Source organism: Bradyrhizobium sp. STM 3562, assembly GCF_045571435.1.
Classification (GTDB): Bacteria; Pseudomonadota; Alphaproteobacteria; order Rhizobiales; family Xanthobacteraceae; genus Bradyrhizobium.
In genome coordinates this window covers 1,694,875-1,711,144 of record NZ_CP120694.1, presented here as the reverse complement: position 1 = coordinate 1,711,144, position 16,270 = coordinate 1,694,875, and the positions used below count along the sequence as shown (strand labels likewise).

Here is a 16,270-nt window from a genome sequence, read left to right as displayed (position 1 = left end):
CCGTCATTGCGAGCGAAGCGAAGCAATCCAGACTTTCTCCGCGGATGCAGTCTAGATTGCTTCGTCGCTTCGCTCCTCGCAATGACGGGGAGACAACCTATCCTCTTCCATCCGCCGGCGCCGGCCGCCACACCAACAGCCTGCGCTCGACCAGCGTCACGCCCATGTCGATCAGGACGACGAAGATCGACAGCACGAACATGCCCGCGAACACGCCGGCGACGTCGAACACGCCCTCCGCCTGCTGGATCAGATAGCCGAGCCCGGCGGCGGAGCCGAGATATTCGCCGACCACTGCCCCCACCACGGCAAAACCGACCGAAGTGTGCAGCGACGAAAACATCCAGGACAAGGCCGAGGGCCAATAGACGTGACGCATCAATTGCTGCTCGCTCATGCCGAGCATGCGGCCGTTGGCGAGCACCGTGTGGCTGACTTCCTTCACGCCCTGATAGACGTTGAAGAAGACGATGAAGAACACCAGCGTCACCCCGAGCGCGACCTTCGACCAGATGCCGAGACCCAGCCAGAGCGTGAAGATCGGCGCCAGCACCACGCGCGGCAGCGCGTTGACCATCTTTACGTAGGGGTCGAACACCGCCGCGATCAGCGGCTGCCGCGCGAACCAGAAGCCGACCGCCACGCCAGCCGCAGATCCGATCACAAACGCGAGAATCGATTCCCACAGCGTGATCGCAAGGTGCTTCCAGATCACACCCGAAGCAAACCATTTGACGATCTGGCCGAAGACATCGACCGGATTGGAAAAGAAGAACGGCGGCAGCCAGATTCGCCCGAACACCGGCACTGTCGCAAAGAGCTGCCACAGCACGATCACGACGACGGCGACGAGAAGCTGCAGCGCAAGCAGTGTGATTCTCGACATCAGCCGGCCTCCGCCTCTGCCGATTGAACGTAGCCTTTCATCACCTCACCCTTGAGCACGCTCCAGATCTCCCGGTGCAGCGCATGAAAATCCTTGTTCAGCCGGGTCTCGAAAATGTCGCGCGGGCGCGGCAGCGTCACCTGCCAGTCGCCAATGATCCGCGCGCTGGGACCGGCGGACATGATCACCACGCGATCGGCGAGCGCGATCGCCTCCTCCAGATCATGGGTGACGAACAGCACCGCCTTGCGATCCCTGTTCCAGAGATCGAGCAGGAGATTGCCCATGACCTGTCGCGTCTGCGCATCGAGCGGGCCGAACGGCTCGTCCATCAGGAGGATTTTGGGATCGCGGATCAGCACCTGCGCCAAGCCGACGCGCTTGCGCTGGCCGCCGGACAGCATGTGCGGATAGCGATTGCCGAAATGCGCCAGCCCCACCGACGCCAGCCAGTCGTTGGCGCGCGCAAGCGCCTCGCCACGCGGGAGGCCTGCGATCTCAAGGCCGATGGCCACATTGTCGAGCGCCGTCTTCCAGGGAAACAGGGCATCGGCCTGGAAGAGATATCCCGCCTCGCGGTTCAGCCCAGGAAGCGGGCGGTCGAAAATGCGCACGCTGCCGCTCGCCGGCTTTAGCAGGCCGGCGGCGACGTTGAGCAGCGTCGATTTTCCGCATCCCGTCGGCCCAACAATCGCCACGAACTCGCCCGCGCCGACCGCAAGATTGGCCTTTTCGACCGCCGTGTAGACACGCGCCTCGCCAAGGCGAAAAGCCACCGTCGCGTCCTCGAGCGCGACCGCCGTCGGCATCTTCTCGTTCACCACGTTTCCTCCCGGATCCGAAAGATGCCTTAGCGTCTTGCGCCGGCAAGTTCAATGAAGGGGCGCAACGTGCTACCAAGCCTTCGGCCGCCCCTCCCGAGAGGTTGAAAGCTGCGATGGACCTTGGGCTCCGATGACGATGCCGACCGCACCGCCGATCTCCTTCGCCCATGCCGGCAAGAGCTTTGCCAACGGCACGGCTGCGCGCGTCGTCGCGGTTGAGGACGTCTCGCTCGACGTCGCCGCGTGCGAGTTTCTGGCTGTCGTCGGCGGCTCGGGCTCGGGCAAAACCACGCTGCTGCGGCTCGCCAACCGCCTGACCGATGCTGACAGCGGCACCGTCACGGTCGAGGGCGAGGACGTGCGCAACGCCGATCCGGTGCAACTGCGCCGACGCATCGGCTATGTGTTTCAGAGCGGCGGCTTGTTTCCGCATATGAGCGTTGCCGAAAATATCGCGATCACCCCAAGGCTGCTCGGCTGGCCGGCGGACCAGATCGCCGCGCGCGTCGCCGAGCTGCTTGCGCTGGTGCAGTTGGACGGCGACGGTCATGGCGCCCGGATGCCGCACGAGCTCTCCGGCGGCCAGCGCCAGCGCGTGGGCGTTGCACGCGCGCTGGCCGCGCGGCCGCGCATCGTGCTGATGGACGAGCCGTTCGGGGCGCTCGATCCGCTCACCCGCGACGCGCTCGGCGAGGATTATCGCGCCCTGCACCGCCAGCTTGGGCTGACCACGGTGATGATTACCCATGACATGACCGAGGCGCTCCTGCTCGCCGATCGCATCGCGGTGATGCGCGGCGGTAGGCTGCTGGCGCTGGGCACGCCTGCCGAGCTCTCCGAAAGCCGCGACGCCTATGTCCTTCAGCTCCTGCGCACGCCGCGGCGACAGGCCGAGCGCATCAACACGCTGCTGCCCGGGGCGGGCGTCGCATGAGCCTTTTTTCCGATCCGCGCTGGAGCGAAGCCGCGGGCCATTTGCCCGACTATCTCGGCAGCCATTTGCGCGTCAGCATCGCCGCGCTCGCGCTCGGGCTCGTGGTCAGCCTGCCGCTCGCGATCCTCGCCCGTCACCGCCCGGTGCTGCGAGGGCTGATGCTGGCGGTCGCAAGCATCGTGCAGACGGTGCCGGGGCTGGCGCTGCTTGCGCTGTTCTATCCGCTGCTGCTTGCGTTGGCGTCATTGACCTTCGGCTGGTTCGGCTTCGACTTTTCGGCATTCGGCTTCCTGCCGGCGATGCTGGCGCTCGCGCTCTATTCGATGCTGCCGGTGCTGCGCAACACCATCACCGGATTGAACGGGTTGGACCCTGCCCTGCTTGAAGCCGCGCAGGGCGTCGGCATGACGGCGCGGCAATCGCTGTTCATGGTGGAACTGCCGCTTGCACTGCCCGTGATCATGGCGGGGATCCGCACCTCGGCGGTGTGGGTGATCGGGACCGCGACGCTGTCGACGCCGATCGGGCAAACTTCGCTCGGCAACTACATCTTTGCCGGGCTGCAGACCCAGAACTGGGTGTTCGTGCTGTTCGGCTGCGTTGCCTCCGCGGTGCTGGCGCTCGCGGTCGATCAATTGCTGGCGCTGATCGAAAACGGCTTTGCCTCGCGCAAGTGGCCGCGCAGCGCGCTCGGAGGCGCGGGCATTGCCGCCCTGGTCGCCCTCACGCTGACGCCGATGCTGGCGCGATCGTCCTCGAGCTACATCGTCGGCGCCAAGACCTTTGCCGAGCAATATGTGCTGTCCCAGCTCATCGCACAGCGCTTGCAGGGCGCCGGATTGACAGCGAGCACGCGCGAGGGGCTCGGCTCGAGCGTGATCTTCGAGGCGCTGGCCGCCGACGACGTCGACGTCTACGTCGATTATTCCGGCACGTTGTGGGCGAACCAGTTTCACCGCACGCAGATCCTGCCGCGCGAACAGTTGCTTTCCGAGTTGAGCGGGTTGCTGGCGAAACGCAACATCACGTTGTTCGGCACGCTCGGTTTTGAAAATGCCTATGCGCTGGTGATGCCGAGAAAACGTGCCGAAGCGCTTGGCATTCATTCCATCGCCGATCTCGCGGCGCACGCAGGAGGTTTTTCGATCGCGGGCGATTACGAGTTCTTCTCGCGCCCGGAATGGGCGAGCTTGCGCGAGACCTATGGCCTCGATTTCCGCTCGCAGCGGCAAATGCAGCCGAATTTCATGTATGCGGCGGTCGCGAGCGGCGATGTCGATGTGATCGCGGGCTACACCAGCGACGGACTGATCGCCAAATATGATCTCGTCGTGCTGGACGACCCCAAACACGCAATCCCGCCCTATGATGCGATCCTGCTGCTCGCACCCAGCCGCGCGCATGACAGCGCGTTGCAAGCGGCCTTGCAGCCGCTGCTCGGCAAGATCGACATCACCATGATGCGTGAAGCCAACCTGCGCGCCAGCGGCAACGACGCGGACTCCTCCCCCGCATCCGTTGCGCGCTGGCTCGCGCAGCGGATCGGAACGCATTAGAGCAGTCGCCGAGCTGAGCGAATCGGAGGGGGCGCGCGCTCCGCCGTCATTGCGAGCGAGGCGAAGCAATCCAGACTTTGTCCGCGGAGACAGCCTGGATTGCTTCCACCTACGCGCAAAGGCGCTTCGGCGGGACTTCACGCCTCGCCATAGCTCGCGCAGCGAGCGACGGCGGGTCGTCGCTTTCGCTCCTCGCAATGACGCGCCTGATTGAACGCACTCGTCCGGCTCTGCAACTTGATCGGCGGATGCGCTAAGCGAGGCGGCCCCACCATGCTTTGCCGATGGGCGCGGTGGGCACGGCGCGAGCACCGCCTTTGCCCACCTACATCGTCAGGCCCTCACCTCCTGCCGCTGGAACAGGATATAGCCCACGACGAACAGCACGATCGTCGCGGCGATGAGGCCGACGGTTTGCGGCCAGGCGATCATGATGCTTTCGGACAGCGGCAGCGGCGCGCCCATGACCGCGCCGCGAAGCTGGTCCAGGAACACCGCGCCCAAGGTGCGCGTGGTGGGCGAGAGGATCGCCAGCATCGCCTCGCCGAACAGATCATTCGGAGAGATGCGCAGCAGGAATTGCGACCACAGGCCTGTCTCCGGCGTCTCCAACCCGAGCGCGGCATAGCGCGGATCGGGCGGCGCAATCACTTGCGCAAAGGCCGGCGCCAACATGGGCCACAGCACGGTCAGGAACAGCCAGATGCCGAGCGCGACCAGCGCGGCGGTTGCCGGCGAGCGAAACACGATCGACAGCAGCATGGCGAGCGCGAGCCACACGCCGGCATAGAAGATCGCGATCACCAGGAACACCAGCGAGCGGCCGATCTCCTCGGTGCCGGGCGGCACGCCGAGGAAGAGCAGTCCAAGCCCGATCACCATCAGCCACAGCGCGGTCAGGCTGACCGCGAGCGTCGCAAGGCCGGCGAGGAATTTCCCCATCAACAGCGCGTCGCGGTAGATCGGCTGCGCCAGGATCCGCGACAGCGTGCGCCGGTTGAACTCGCTGTTGACGGAATCGAAGCCGAGCCCGATCGCCATCAGCGGAATCAAAAATCCCAGGATGGCGACGAAGGATGGCAACGGCGAGTTCGACAGCGTGAACAGCCTCAGCAGGAGGAACGGATCCTCGGCCGTGTTGGTGCGCAGATTGTCGATCGCGCCATAGAGCGCGGCGAGCGCCGTGAGCACGATCAAGAGTTCCAGCACCAGCATGCGCACGCTGGAGATGTTGTCGGTGAGCTCCTTGGCGAACACGGTGCCAAGGCCCTGGAAGGGTGAACCCTCACGCCGCATGACGCATGTCTCCCGATTGCTTGCCCTGGAAGTAGCGGGCGTAGATCGCCTCCAGGCTGGGCTCGTCGACCGACAGCCGCTTCAGCGCGCCGTCGACCGCTACCACCGCACGCGCCGCATCGGCGCGGACGTCGCGTTCGGCCGTCATGCGGAAGCGGTCCTCCGCCAGCGTCTCGACATTGGAGACGCCCGGGATTGTCGCAAGCCGCCTGGCGATACCGGTGCCCTCGGCCTCGACCTCGACCACGAAGCCTGCGCCAAGCACCTGCACCGACAGTTCGGCCACCGAGCCCATCAGCACGATATGGCCAGACTGGAACAGCGCGACGCGGTCGCAGATGCGCTGCACCTGGTCGAGCAGATGCGACGACAGGAGCACCGTGGTGCCCTCGGCCTTGAGCTGGCGGATCAGGTCCAGAAACTCCAAGGTCGCCTGCGGATCGAGACCGGAGGTCGGCTCGTCCAGAATGGCGATCTCGGCTCTCTTGACAATGATCTCGGCGAGGCCAAGCCGCTGGCGCATGCCGCGCGAGAAGGTCGAGACCCGCTTGTGCGCGACGTCGTCGAGCCGCACGCGCTTGAGCGCGTCGGCAATGCGCTCCGTCCGCTCCCTCAAGGACAGTCCCATCAGCTTGGCGGTGTAGGCGAGATTCTCCATCGCCGTGAGATGATCGTAGAAGCCGACGGAATCAGGCAGATAGCCAACGCGCCGCTTCACCTGCAGGGGCTGCCGCGCGGGGTCGTAACCCAGCACGCTGATCTTGCCGCCGGAGATTTCCGTCAGGCCAAGCATCATGAGAATGGTCGTGGTCTTGCCGGCGCCGTTGGGGCCAAGCAGGCCGAACACCTCGCCCTTCTTGATGTTGAAGCTGATCTGATCGACGGCGCTGGCTTGGCCGTAGCGCTTGGTCAGGCCATCCGCGACGATGACAGCATCGGGCGGAGGCGCTTCGTTCCGAGGATCGCTCATCGCCGTCCGAACCTCGCAACGGCACCCAGCATCAGAAGCAGCGCAACGCCGATCACGCCCGCGCCGACCATGCCCCACACCGTCGAGGTGCTGACGGTGATGCGGAACTGGCTGGAGGCGCTTTCACCGCGCGAGTTGGCGTTCACGCTGACCATGTAGTCGCCGGCGAGCGACTTGTCGCTCGGCGTCACCAGCGCCTGCACCTCGGCATCCTTGCCCGGCACCAGGCGATCGATCGTTTCGGGATTGAAGGTGACCTTCCAGCCCGAGGGCGAGCTCGCCGACAGCTTGACGTTCTCCGCCGGTGCGCTGCCGCTGTTGGTCACGACGATGGGAATCGAGGTCTGCTGCGCGGCCACGGCGCGCGCGCTCAACAAGCCCTCGCGCCCTGCCACCTGGAGCCGCGGCTCGCCGACGACGTCGAGCGCGAGATCGACCTTGGCGGAGGCGTCCTCCGCCTTCACGGTCACGGCAACCGGAAAGTGACCGGCATCGATCGTGCTCGGCGGCCGCACCTTCAGCTTGATGTCCTTGGACTGTCCGGCGTCGACCGGGATGGAAGACAGCTCCTGCGTGCCGTAGGCTTCGGTGAAAGAGGTATCGAAATTTTCCGGCGCCTGCGCCGCGAAGCTGACGTTGAGGTTACGGCCGGAATCGTTCTTGATCGTCAGCGTGTATTCGAAGTTCGACTTGGGGCTGCCGCGCAGCGACGGCAGTTGTGCCTTCACGGTGAGCTTGGCCGGCAATTCCTTGGCGAGCGCGACCTGGATCGGCAGGTTTGCCTGGTTGCCCTGCCCTTCCGCTTTCACCGTCAGCGTCTGCTCATCGAGCTTGGCGTTCGCGGGTACATCGAGCCGCAACTGCAGCGGCACGTCCTTGTCGGGTGCCGGCATCGCGGCGGCTACCGGCTGGCCGCCGCCGAGGATGGTCGCAGTCCAGCCGCTCGGCACGCCTGACACCGAGAGCTGATAACGCTCGGGGCTGAGGCCATAATTCTGTAACCGTAGCGGGATGTTGGACGTCGTGCCCGGCCTGACCGTGACCGCCGGATAATCGGTCATCAGGTAAAGGCCTTTGATATTCGCATCGTGGGAGTCGGCGGCCTGGGCCGCCGGCGCGATCAGCGAGATGGCGAGGGCAATGGGGGCGAGAGCGAACGCTCGCATGACAACACTCCTGGAAAGTGAACCTGTCAGGCATGTGTGGCGCGCCGCCGGTCACGGACCGCGGCGGCGGCGCGCGGGGGCCGCAGAATCTTGCCAAAGTTTTGAAAAATTTTGGCGCCCCAATTACAAGTCAGTAATGTCAGGCCTTTTCGGATCAGACTTTAGTTTTTAGACTTTAGTTTCCGTTTTGCGCATCGTGGAAAACGCAGCACGTCCCGCGGTTTGCGTGAGCGAAGACCAAAGGACCACCCGGCGAACGCTTGCTTATTCAATTCCTTCTGGAGGACGAAATGAGAAGACGAACGATCGTTGCGGCCTCAGTTGCGGCGCTGAGCATAGGCGTGCTCGGCATGCCCGGTTCGGCGAAAGCTCAAGGGTATGGAAACTGGTGCAGCGACGGCTACACCGCATATTTCGACCCGACCGGCAGAAGCGTGCAATCGCCGCGAACCTGCATCTTCCCGGCGGCGAACTGGTCATATTTTTTTCATCGGGTTCGCCACTACGGGCCGGTGCTGCGGACGCGTGAACCGGACTACCGATGGCGGTGGTGGATGCTGTACTAGCGTTGTGACTCTGACAATCCATTCCGTCATTCCGGGCAGCCTGCAGGGCTGAACCCGGAATCCAGAGGTTGCGGCGCGAGATTCCGGGGTCTCGCTTCGCGAGCCCCGGAATGACACCGAGTGAATCAGATGTCAGAGGCACAACACTGGATTGCTGGCTTTCGACGCTGGGCCACAAAGGCAAGGTCGATCTCTCGCCAATGCAGGGCGCAGCTATCGACCTGCCGGCAAACTGCCTGACGTGTTTGCGAACCAGCGACGAGAGGGTTCGACCGTGGCGCGAAGCATGCAGCTCATTTCGTGCAGCAACTGCCGGCGCGCTCGGTTTGCTTCGGCGGACAGGGCACAGATCCGAAAGAGCAGAACACGCAGCAATCGCCGTCCATAGGCCGCAACTTGGCGCCGCAGCCAGTACATTCATAGAAATACTGGCAAGCGTCGATCGGCATCGTTTCCATCTTAGCCGTGCCGCATTTGGGACAGGTGATGACCGATTGAAGGATCATGACCGTTTGGCTCCTTGTCGCGGACGGATAGCCGGCGTCGGCCGTCGCATCGGTGACACTTTCCACGCCGGCTTTGCCGTCGTCGCAGGCGACGGCGGCTGTGCCGTGGAGGCTCTTCGCGCTTGATTGCCATCGCCACGAAGACGCATCCTGTGGCGATGACAGGAGCAAGGGTTCAGTCGATGCCGGCGATCACAGCTTCGCGAGCCGAGACATTTCCCGTTGGCCAGTTTCACGGCGCCGTGGCGTTAACATTGAAATGATCCGGGACTAAAAGCTGATCCGATAGGTCCAGTTTCAGCAAGAGCCTCGAACAAGGAGCACATCCATGAACGGCGCCGAACTGCTCGTAGCTGCATTGGAAAACGAGGGCGTCCAGCGGATCTTCGGCGTGCCGGGCGAGGAAAACCTCGCCTTTGTCGATGCGCTGCGGCGATCTTCGATCGAGCTGGTGCTGACGCGGCACGAACAGGCGGCCGCGTTCATGGCAGCCACGCATGGACGGCTGACCGGCAGGCCGGGCGTCTGCCTGTCGACGCTCGGGCCCGGTGCGCTGAACCTGACGACCGGCGCCGCCTATGCGCTGCTCGGCGCGATGCCGATGGTCATGCTCTCCGGCCAGAAGGGAATCCTGAGCCGCAAGCAGGCGGGCTTTCAGGTCGTGGACATGGTCGCGACCATGACGCCGCTCACCAAGATGGCCCACCAGATCGTCAGCGCCCGGACGATCCCGACGCTGGTGCGGGACGCGTTCCGCGTCGCCCAGCAGGAGCGGCCCGGACCCGTCCATCTCGAGCTTCCCGAAGACATCGCGGCCGACGCCGTCGCCGACGTCGCATTGGTGCCGCCGCACCCGGTCGATCCGCCGATTGCGCCGAAAGAAGCGCTGGACCGGGCCGCCGCGTTGATCCGCCGCGCCGAGCGGCCCCTGGTGATGTTGGGAGCCGCGGCGAGTCGTCCGCGGCTTGCGGAGGCGCTCTCCGCTTTCGTGAGGCGGCTGCAGATTCCCTTCTTCAACACCCAGATGGGCAAGGGCGCGGTATCGGGCGGGTCCGGGCTTTATATGGGCACGGCCGCCTTGACCGAGCGCGATTATGTGCACCGGGCGATCGACCGCGCGGACCTCATTATTTCGATCGGCCACGACACGGTGGAGAAGCCGCCGTTCCTGATGGGGCCGAATGGCCCGACCGTCCTGCATGTCGGCTACCTGCCGGCCGTGGTCGAGGAAGTGTTCTGGCCCCAAGCCGAACTGGTCGGCGATGTCGGTCCAAGCCTCGGATTGCTGGCCGACCGCCTCGAGGGCCAGCTACCAAATGCAGGCGCGCTCCTGGAGCTGCGGCAGGAGATCCTTGGCCACATCGCCGAGAGGGCTGAGGAAAGCCGCTATCCGTTGACCCCGCAGCGGATCGTTCATGACGTGCGCCAAGTCATGCCCGAGGACGGCATCGTGTGCCTGGACAACGGCATGTTCAAGATCTGGTTTGCGCGGAACTATCGGACCCGGGTCGCGAACACGCTGTTGCTGGACAATGCGCTCGCCACGATGGGCGCAGGCCTGCCATCGGCGATCATGGCAGCGACGCTCTATCCGGAGCGTCGCGTGCTCGCGGTCTGCGGCGACGGCGGTTTCATGATGAACTCGCAGGAGCTGGAGACGGCGGTTCGCCTCAAGCTCAATCTCGTCGTGCTGATCCTGCAGGATAATGCCTATGGCATGATCCGCTGGAAGCAGGCCGTCGACGGCTATGCCGATTTCGGCATGAGCTTCGGCAATCCGGACTTCGTCGCCTATGCGAGGGCGTATGGCATCACGGGCAGCCGCGTAGACGGCCCGGACGACCTGGCGCCGACCCTCGAAGCCGCCTTCAGAGAAGGAGGCGTTCACCTGGTGACGACGCCGGTCGACTATTCCGAGAACATGCGCGTTTTCGTCACCGAGTTGCGCAAGAGCGCTCCCGGTTAAGAGCTCGCGATCCCGCCGCTCGTCCCCGACTGCAGGCCGAACGGGGTTTGGCTCATCCTGGTCATGAAGCCCTCGAAACCCGCCAATCTTTGCCTGGCCAGTTCCCTATGCAGCTCGCGAATCTTCCGGGAGTCGGCAACGTAGGTTTCATATGCCTGCTTGACGAATGCCGTCTGCAGCTCGAAGGCCTTGTCGAGCGAGCGCACTTCCGCAAGCCTTTCGAAAAAGGACCTGGTCTGTTCGAGCGACTTCTTCGTGTAGTCGCCGTAGGCATTCGCGATCGTCTGGATGTTGACCGGAACGGTTTCTGCCGGTGGGTTCAAGACGACGGGCGGGACGTCGGTGTGGACGGCGGCGCTCTGCTCGCTTTCAATTGGCTCGCTGCCGGTTGCCGCCGGCTCACTCGCCGCGCTTTCAGCCGGCGCGGTTTCAGCCGGTGCGGTTTCAATCGCCGCGATCGGCTCGCTCACCTGCGCATGAGCAGCCTCCTGCGCTTCATCGGGCTTGGCATCCCGCACTTGATCGGACTTGCGGTTCCGCCCTCGGACCTTGCCGCCCTGCTCCGCCGACTTCCGGTTCCGCTGGCCGGATTTTGCAGCCGGCTTGTTCTCATCCGCGTTCAACATTGCCCCTGACTCCGTCGCTTAAAAATATCGAATCAAGCTGTAAGCTTTGTCCATCTTTACGCTGAAATCGCGGTTTCGGATTGTCCCCCGCGCGGCGGCCATGTGTCCGTATTTGGAGAACCGCGCTTGAGCGCCAATAGCTACTTATCGCAGTGACCTCTCGCGGTATCGCAATAATCTCCAGCGTGACAAAAACGGTAACGGCCGGAGGCGCCCGCGTGGCATTCGCAGGTCCTCTTCGTAACGAGCCCCTCAGGACAATGGGGGAAGCGCTTGAATTTGACCGCGGAAAATGCGGGCCCGGCCAGCAGAGACGAGGTCAAGGCGCAGGCGAAGAGTATCGAGATAGTTCTCATTATTTGTCTCCTGGCTCGAGTTCCGTCTGGAAGATTACTTGCCTCATCAAGTGTAGTGGAGGGCGAGGTCTCCGCTGACACCGTGCCGCCTGCGGCCGTCGGTGCCCCAATCGCGAACCGATAGCTCACGTGGGAGTAGAAGCTGAAACTACCGCTGATCCAGGCGGTTGTTCCTGCGCTCAGATCCAACCGTTGAGCGATCGCGTGTTGGGAACCGCAGTGTATGAACCGGCGTTTCTCGCCAGGTTTTCCGCACCGCGCAAGACGTACCCGCCGGTCAGGCAGCGCGGTTGCCATAATGAGGCATGGGTTCCGTGATCGGGCATCCTCCTGGCGCTCCGGATGATGGCTCCACTTCGCAATCATCCCGGAGATCGTCGCTGTTCTACGCGGCTGCGGGTGCGGTCAGCATGATCTTCGTCGTGGCGATGCTGGCGGGCGCGCTGCTGTGGACGCTGCGCGACGTGCATTTTCCTTCTGCCGCGGAAGTGACAGGGCGACGCGTGATCGCGCTGACCTCCGCGGACGGGCACGACCTGTCCCGAAAGGGGCAGCTACAATTGCCGCCGGTCGATGCCAATGCGATGCCCGCGAATCTCATCAATGCCGTCCTCAGCATCGAGGACCGGCATTTTTACGAGCATGCCGCGATCGATTGGCCGTCGGTGTTGCGGGCCATGAAGGACAATCTGGCGGCCGGCAAGACGGTCGCCGGCGGCAGCACCATCACCCAGCAGCTCGTGAAAAACCTGTTCCTCAGCCCGGAGCGCACCTACAGGCGCAAGATTCAGGAGGCGGCGATCTCGATCTGGATTGAGCATCATCTGAGCAAGGACGCCATTCTCACAAGCTATCTCAACAATGTCTATCTGGGCTCGGGCGCCACCGGCTTTCCTGCCGCGGCCAAGCTCTATTTCGGCAAGGGCGTCGGCGACCTCACGCTGCCCGAAGCCGCCATGCTTGCCGGCATGATCAACGCCCCCTCGCAAGACGACCCCTTCCGCGATCCTGACGCGGCGCGCAAGCGCGCGGCGACGGTGCTCGATGCGATGGTCGATAACCGCAAGTTGAGCCAGGCCGATGCATTGGCGGCCAAGCTTAGTCCGGCAAGGCCCAGTCCGGCGGACCTCGCGCCGGCCTCAAGCGACTGGTTCGCCGACTGGGTGTACAAGAAGGCGGCGGCAGTGACGCCCGCCTTCGGCGGCACCGTTCGTATCAGGACCACGCTCGACCTGCGCCTGCAGCAGCTTGCCACGGACGCGGTCAGGTCGATGCTTGCCAGGTACGGAGCCGAGAAACACGCAACGCAGGCGGCGCTGGTCGCCATGCGGCCTGATGGCGCAGTGGTGGCGATGGTCGGCGGACGCAGCTATGCCGACAGCCAATACAATCGCGCGGTCCAGGCCCAGCGACAGCCGGGCTCGGCATTCAAGCTGTTCGACTATTATGCGGCGTTGCGCCAGGGTTTCACGCCGGATGACGAAATCCTCGACGCCCCCGTCGACATTCGGGGCTGGGAACCGGAGAACTACGGGCGCCATCATCATGGCAAGGTCACGCTCGCAGACGCGTTCGCCAATTCGCTCAACGATGCCACCGTGCGTCTCTCCCAGCAGGTCGGCATCGCCCAGGTGATCGCGGCGGCGCGCGACCTCGGCCTGCATTCCCCGCTGCAGAACAATCCCAGCCTCGCGCTCGGAACGTCCGAGGTGACGCTGCTCGACCTCACCTCCGCCTATGCGGCCGTGCGCGCCGGCAAGGCGCCCGTCAATGCCCATGGCATTGCCGCCATCAAGACCGCGAGCGACAAGGATTACGTGCAGATCAACGGACCCGAGCAAGGCCAGCACGGCCTTGGCCGATATCAGGGCGAACTGATCGATCTCTTGCGCGGCGTGGTCGAGCACGGCACCGGTCGCGCCGCGCAGCTCGAGGAGTTTGCCGCCGGCAAGACCGGCACGAGCCAGGACTATCGCGATGCCTGGTTCATCGGCTTCAACAACGCTCTCGTGGTCGGCGTTTGGGTCGGCAATGACGATCACACTCCGATGAAGGGCGTCGTCGGCGGCTCACTCCCGGCCAGGATCTGGAAAGACTTCATGCAGCAAGCCGGCGCACCAACGCTCGCCCAAACCGCGCCGGCCGAGCCGACCACGGTCGGACAGTCCAACGCCGGTTTGCGATCGTCGGATCAGGGCGACACCGCGCCGACGCCCCAGCAGGGCCCGCGATGCAATGTCGAAGCTTGCGAACGCTATTATCATTCGTTCCGGGCTTCGGACTGCAGCTACAAGCCCTATGGGGGGCAGCGCCAGCTCTGCGAGCGCTGATCCGCCAGGGCCCGGTCTGCCGCAGCCTCACGCGCCCGGTTCAACCGCGCCGCCGCTGTCGGCCCAATCCTTGAAGCCGCCGATATTGTAGACATGGTCGTAGCCCATATCCTTGAGCAGCTTGCCAGCGAGCGCGGCCCGTCCGCCGGATGCGCAATAGAGGATGACGTTCTTGTCCTTGACAAAGTTCTTGTCGTGATAGGGCGACTCCGGATCGGCGCGAAACTCCAGCATACCCCGCGAGACATGCACGGCGCCCTTGACCTTGCCGCTCTTCTCGACCTCCGGCGCGTCGCGCACGTCGACCACGAGCGTGTTGCCCTTCGCGATCAGATCCTGCGCCTCACGCGGCGAGATCTTCGGCACGGCGGCATTGGCCGCCTCCAACATCTGCTTGACGGTGAGAGCCATGCGAACCTCCTTGAGAGTTGTAGGGTGGGCAAAGCAGCGCGTGCCCACCGCCGTGAACCTGGAGTGACGGGCACGGCGCGGGCAGGCCTTTGCCCAGCTTACAATGCCGCGAGCGATTTCATGTTCTCAAGCAAAAGCGGTCGCCAGGAGCGCGGCAAGATGCCACCGATCAGCAAGAATATGCACGAGCTCTCAATGCTTGCAGCGCGGGCGCTTCGTTCAGCCGAGAGGTGAGCACAGCTCGCGATGAGAGAGAAGATGAAATATTAAGTCTTCGTCTTTGAAGCGACAAGGCTTTTGGACCACGAGGATCCGCCCAGAGAGCACACAGATCAAGGATGTGATTTAACTCTCACTTCTTGATCGCCATTGCCGCGCTTGAAGAAGCCGAAGCGGTTTGACAAGAGCCGGAGCGGATGGATGAAGTCCAAGAACTCTGGCTGCACAGCGGCGAGATCGCTTGCCCGGATCTCGCGGGCACCATGCCGGGCAAGCCTTAAAAATTCGTTTGCGGTAATTCGAAACCGTGCACGACGTCATCAGCCTCGAAAGCAAGCGCTGTCGGCTGGGCGGCTGAGCGGCTTATGCGCGGAGCCAGTCCCTCGTCGCGATCACGGGGAGAAGCGGGCGGGGCATTGGAGGACTCTCCACGAGTTCGGTCCGCGGAGAGTCCCCTTATCCTGGCTCTCTCCCCGCACTCGGGGAGAGAGAACTTCGTTCCAGAAGGTTTTGAGTTCCTGCTGTCGAGATCGCGCCCTGCGCGATCTCGCAAACAAGAACGTGGATCAAAGGCTAGTTCTTGGTCTTATCGACCAACGCGCCCTTCTTGATCCACGGCATCATGTCGCGCAGCTTGGCGCCGATCTCCTCGATCGGATGCGCGGCGAGCTTGGCGCGGGTCGCCTTGAACGAGGTCTGGTTGACCTTGTTCTCCAGCATCCAGTCGCGCGCGAAGCGGCCGGACTGGATGTCGGCCAGCACCCGCCTCATCTCCTTCTTGGTCTCATCGGTGATGATGCGCGGACCGGTGACGTATTCGCCGTATTCGGCGGTGTTGGAGATCGAGTAGTTCATGTTGGCGATGCCGCCTTCGTAGATCAGGTCGACGATCAGCTTCACCTCGTGCAGGCATTCGAAATAGGCCATCTCCGGCGCGTAGCCGGCCTCGACCAGCGTCTCGTAGCCGCCCTTGATCAGCTCGACCAGGCCGCCGCACAGCACCACCTGCTCGCCGAACAGGTCGGTCTCGCACTCTTCCTTGAAGGTGGTTTCGATGATGCCGGCGCGGCCGCCGCCGATGGCGGAGGCGTAGCTGAGGCCGAGATCATGGGCGTTGCCCGAGACGTCGCGGGCGATCGCGATCAGGCAGGGCACGCCGCCGCCGCGCTGATATTCCGAGCGCACGGTGTGGCCGGGCCCTTTCGGCGCGATCATCAGCACGTCGAGATCGGCGCGCGGCTCGAGCAGGTTGAAGTGGACGTTCAGGCCGTGCGCGAACACCAGCGCCGCGCCCTTCTTCATGTTGTCGTGCAGGTGCTCGCGGTAGATGTCGCCCTGCAATTCGTCGGGGGTGAGCATCATCACGAGGTCGGCCCATTTGGCGGCCTCGGCGACATCGAGCACCTTGAAGCCGGCGGCCTCGGCCTTCTTCACCGAGCCGGAGGTCTTGCGCAGCGCAATCGCCACCTCCTTGACACCGGAATCCTTCAGGTTCAGCGCATGGGCGTGGCCCTGGCTGCCATAGCCGACGATGGCGACCTTCTTGCCCTTGATCAGGTTCAGGTCAGCATCGCGATCGTAATAAACACGCATCAGTGGTTTCCTCTTCGAGTGGCCGCCATCGGCCGGGTCAGATCAGGATTTGTCGGGTGAGTTTT

At 63.9% G+C, this 16,270-nt stretch carries 14 protein-coding genes; 5 read left to right on the top strand and 9 right to left on the bottom strand.

Annotated elements, in window-relative coordinates:
* Positions 1–97: 97 nt before the first annotated feature.
* Both P6U23_RS07845 and P6U23_RS07840 read right to left on the bottom strand, forming a co-directional pair.
* Positions 98–886, bottom strand: coding sequence for an ABC transporter permease (locus tag P6U23_RS07845; RefSeq protein ID WP_407178983.1), 789 nt, complete (start codon positions 884–886; stop codon positions 98–100).
* Positions 886–1,695, bottom strand: a complete 810-nt coding sequence (locus P6U23_RS07840) for an ABC transporter ATP-binding protein (RefSeq protein WP_407181372.1) — start codon at positions 1,693–1,695, stop codon at positions 886–888. The genes P6U23_RS07845 and P6U23_RS07840 overlap by 1 nt, the downstream gene beginning before the upstream one ends.
* A gap of 151 nt (positions 1,696–1,846) precedes the next feature.
* Between P6U23_RS07840 and P6U23_RS07835 the strand changes: the two genes are divergently transcribed.
* Together P6U23_RS07835 and P6U23_RS07830 are read left to right on the top strand one after the other, a co-directional pair.
* Positions 1,847–2,644 carry an ATP-binding cassette domain-containing protein gene (locus P6U23_RS07835; protein WP_407181371.1) on the top strand — a complete coding sequence of 266 codons (798 nt, stop codon included), beginning with the start codon at positions 1,847–1,849 and terminating at the stop codon, positions 2,642–2,644.
* Positions 2,641–4,200 carry an ABC transporter permease/substrate-binding protein gene (locus P6U23_RS07830; protein ID WP_407178982.1) on the top strand — a complete coding sequence of 520 codons (1,560 nt, stop codon included), beginning with the start codon at positions 2,641–2,643 and terminating at the stop codon, positions 4,198–4,200. The genes P6U23_RS07835 and P6U23_RS07830 overlap by 4 nt, the downstream gene beginning before the upstream one ends.
* 333 nt (positions 4,201–4,533) lie before the next feature.
* Here P6U23_RS07830 and P6U23_RS07825 read toward each other — a convergent pair whose 3' ends face one another.
* From P6U23_RS07825 to P6U23_RS07815, 3 genes are read right to left on the bottom strand one after another with little or no spacing between them, the layout of a single operon-like run.
* Positions 4,534–5,496: an ABC transporter permease gene (locus P6U23_RS07825; RefSeq protein WP_407178981.1), complete on the bottom strand. Its 963-nt coding sequence runs from the start codon at positions 5,494–5,496 to the stop codon at positions 4,534–4,536.
* Positions 5,486–6,466 carry an ABC transporter ATP-binding protein gene (locus P6U23_RS07820; RefSeq protein WP_407178980.1) on the bottom strand — a complete coding sequence of 327 codons (981 nt, stop codon included), beginning with the start codon at positions 6,464–6,466 and terminating at the stop codon, positions 5,486–5,488. Before P6U23_RS07820 ends, P6U23_RS07825 begins: the two co-directional genes overlap by 11 nt.
* The gene (locus P6U23_RS07815; RefSeq protein ID WP_407178979.1) at positions 6,463–7,632 is read right to left on the bottom strand and encodes an NEW3 domain-containing protein; all 1,170 of its coding nucleotides are present in this window, start codon (positions 7,630–7,632) and stop codon (positions 6,463–6,465) included. The genes P6U23_RS07820 and P6U23_RS07815 overlap by 4 nt, the downstream gene beginning before the upstream one ends.
* Before the next feature lie 290 nt (positions 7,633–7,922).
* On the opposite strand from P6U23_RS07815, the gene P6U23_RS07810 reads away from it, so the two are divergent.
* Entirely contained in the window at positions 7,923–8,198 is a 276-nt protein-coding gene (locus P6U23_RS07810) for a hypothetical protein (RefSeq protein WP_407178978.1), read from the top strand.
* A 293-nt stretch (positions 8,199–8,491) separates the two neighbouring features.
* Here P6U23_RS07810 and P6U23_RS07805 read toward each other — a convergent pair whose 3' ends face one another.
* Positions 8,492–8,704, bottom strand: coding sequence for a GDCCVxC domain-containing (seleno)protein (locus P6U23_RS07805; RefSeq protein WP_407181370.1), 213 nt, complete (start codon positions 8,702–8,704; stop codon positions 8,492–8,494).
* Positions 8,705–9,032: 328 nt separating this feature from the next.
* Here P6U23_RS07805 and P6U23_RS07800 point away from each other — a divergent pair, with 328 nt between their 5' ends.
* On the top strand, positions 9,033–10,670 hold the full coding sequence (locus tag P6U23_RS07800; protein ID WP_407178977.1) for an acetolactate synthase large subunit: 1,638 nt from the start codon (positions 9,033–9,035) through the stop codon (positions 10,668–10,670).
* On the opposite strand, the gene P6U23_RS07795 is transcribed toward P6U23_RS07800, so the two are convergent.
* Entirely contained in the window at positions 10,667–11,296 is a 630-nt protein-coding gene (locus P6U23_RS07795; protein ID WP_407178976.1) for a phasin family protein, read from the bottom strand. The two genes, P6U23_RS07800 and P6U23_RS07795, sit on opposite strands and share 4 nt — an antisense overlap.
* A 766-nt stretch (positions 11,297–12,062) precedes the next feature.
* Between P6U23_RS07795 and P6U23_RS07790 the strand changes: the two genes are divergently transcribed.
* Positions 12,063–13,982, top strand: a complete 1,920-nt coding sequence (locus P6U23_RS07790; protein ID WP_407178975.1) for a transglycosylase domain-containing protein — start codon at positions 12,063–12,065, stop codon at positions 13,980–13,982.
* A gap of 27 nt (positions 13,983–14,009) precedes the next feature.
* Here the strand turns inward: P6U23_RS07790 and P6U23_RS07785 are convergent, their stop codons facing one another.
* Both P6U23_RS07785 and ilvC read right to left on the bottom strand, forming a co-directional pair.
* Positions 14,010–14,393, bottom strand: a complete 384-nt coding sequence (locus P6U23_RS07785) for a rhodanese-like domain-containing protein (protein ID WP_407178974.1) — start codon at positions 14,391–14,393, stop codon at positions 14,010–14,012.
* Between the two features lie 792 nt (positions 14,394–15,185).
* A complete protein-coding gene (gene ilvC / locus P6U23_RS07780) occupies positions 15,186–16,205 on the bottom strand; it encodes a ketol-acid reductoisomerase (protein WP_407178973.1) in 1,020 nt (339 codons plus the stop codon).
* Positions 16,206–16,270: the final 65 nt, after the last annotated feature.

Excerpts from the sequence above, each read along its gene's own strand:
- P6U23_RS07830 (WP_407178982.1), top strand. The coding sequence starts at position 2,641 with ATGAGCCTTTTTTCCGATCCGCGCTGGAGCGAAGCCGCGGGCCATTTG.
- P6U23_RS07845 (WP_407178983.1), bottom strand. The coding sequence starts at position 886 with ATGTCGAGAATCACACTGCTTGCGCTGCAGCTTCTCGTCGCCGTCGTC.
- P6U23_RS07805 (WP_407181370.1), bottom strand. The coding sequence starts at position 8,704 with ATGATCCTTCAATCGGTCATCACCTGTCCCAAATGCGGCACGGCTAAG.
- P6U23_RS07795 (WP_407178976.1), bottom strand. The coding sequence starts at position 11,296 with ATGTTGAACGCGGATGAGAACAAGCCGGCTGCAAAATCCGGCCAGCGG.
- P6U23_RS07785 (WP_407178974.1), bottom strand. The coding sequence starts at position 14,393 with ATGGCTCTCACCGTCAAGCAGATGTTGGAGGCGGCCAATGCCGCCGTG.
- P6U23_RS07790 (WP_407178975.1), top strand. The coding sequence starts at position 12,063 with ATGATCTTCGTCGTGGCGATGCTGGCGGGCGCGCTGCTGTGGACGCTG.
- P6U23_RS07840 (WP_407181372.1), bottom strand. The coding sequence starts at position 1,695 with ATGCCGACGGCGGTCGCGCTCGAGGACGCGACGGTGGCTTTTCGCCTT.
- P6U23_RS07820 (WP_407178980.1), bottom strand. The coding sequence starts at position 6,466 with ATGAGCGATCCTCGGAACGAAGCGCCTCCGCCCGATGCTGTCATCGTC.
- ilvC (WP_407178973.1), bottom strand. The coding sequence starts at position 16,205 with ATGCGTGTTTATTACGATCGCGATGCTGACCTGAACCTGATCAAGGGC.
- P6U23_RS07810 (WP_407178978.1), top strand. The coding sequence starts at position 7,923 with ATGAGAAGACGAACGATCGTTGCGGCCTCAGTTGCGGCGCTGAGCATA.
- P6U23_RS07815 (WP_407178979.1), bottom strand. The coding sequence starts at position 7,632 with ATGCGAGCGTTCGCTCTCGCCCCCATTGCCCTCGCCATCTCGCTGATC.
- P6U23_RS07825 (WP_407178981.1), bottom strand. The coding sequence starts at position 5,496 with ATGCGGCGTGAGGGTTCACCCTTCCAGGGCCTTGGCACCGTGTTCGCC.
- P6U23_RS07835 (WP_407181371.1), top strand. The coding sequence starts at position 1,847 with ATGCCGACCGCACCGCCGATCTCCTTCGCCCATGCCGGCAAGAGCTTT.
- P6U23_RS07800 (WP_407178977.1), top strand. The coding sequence starts at position 9,033 with ATGAACGGCGCCGAACTGCTCGTAGCTGCATTGGAAAACGAGGGCGTC.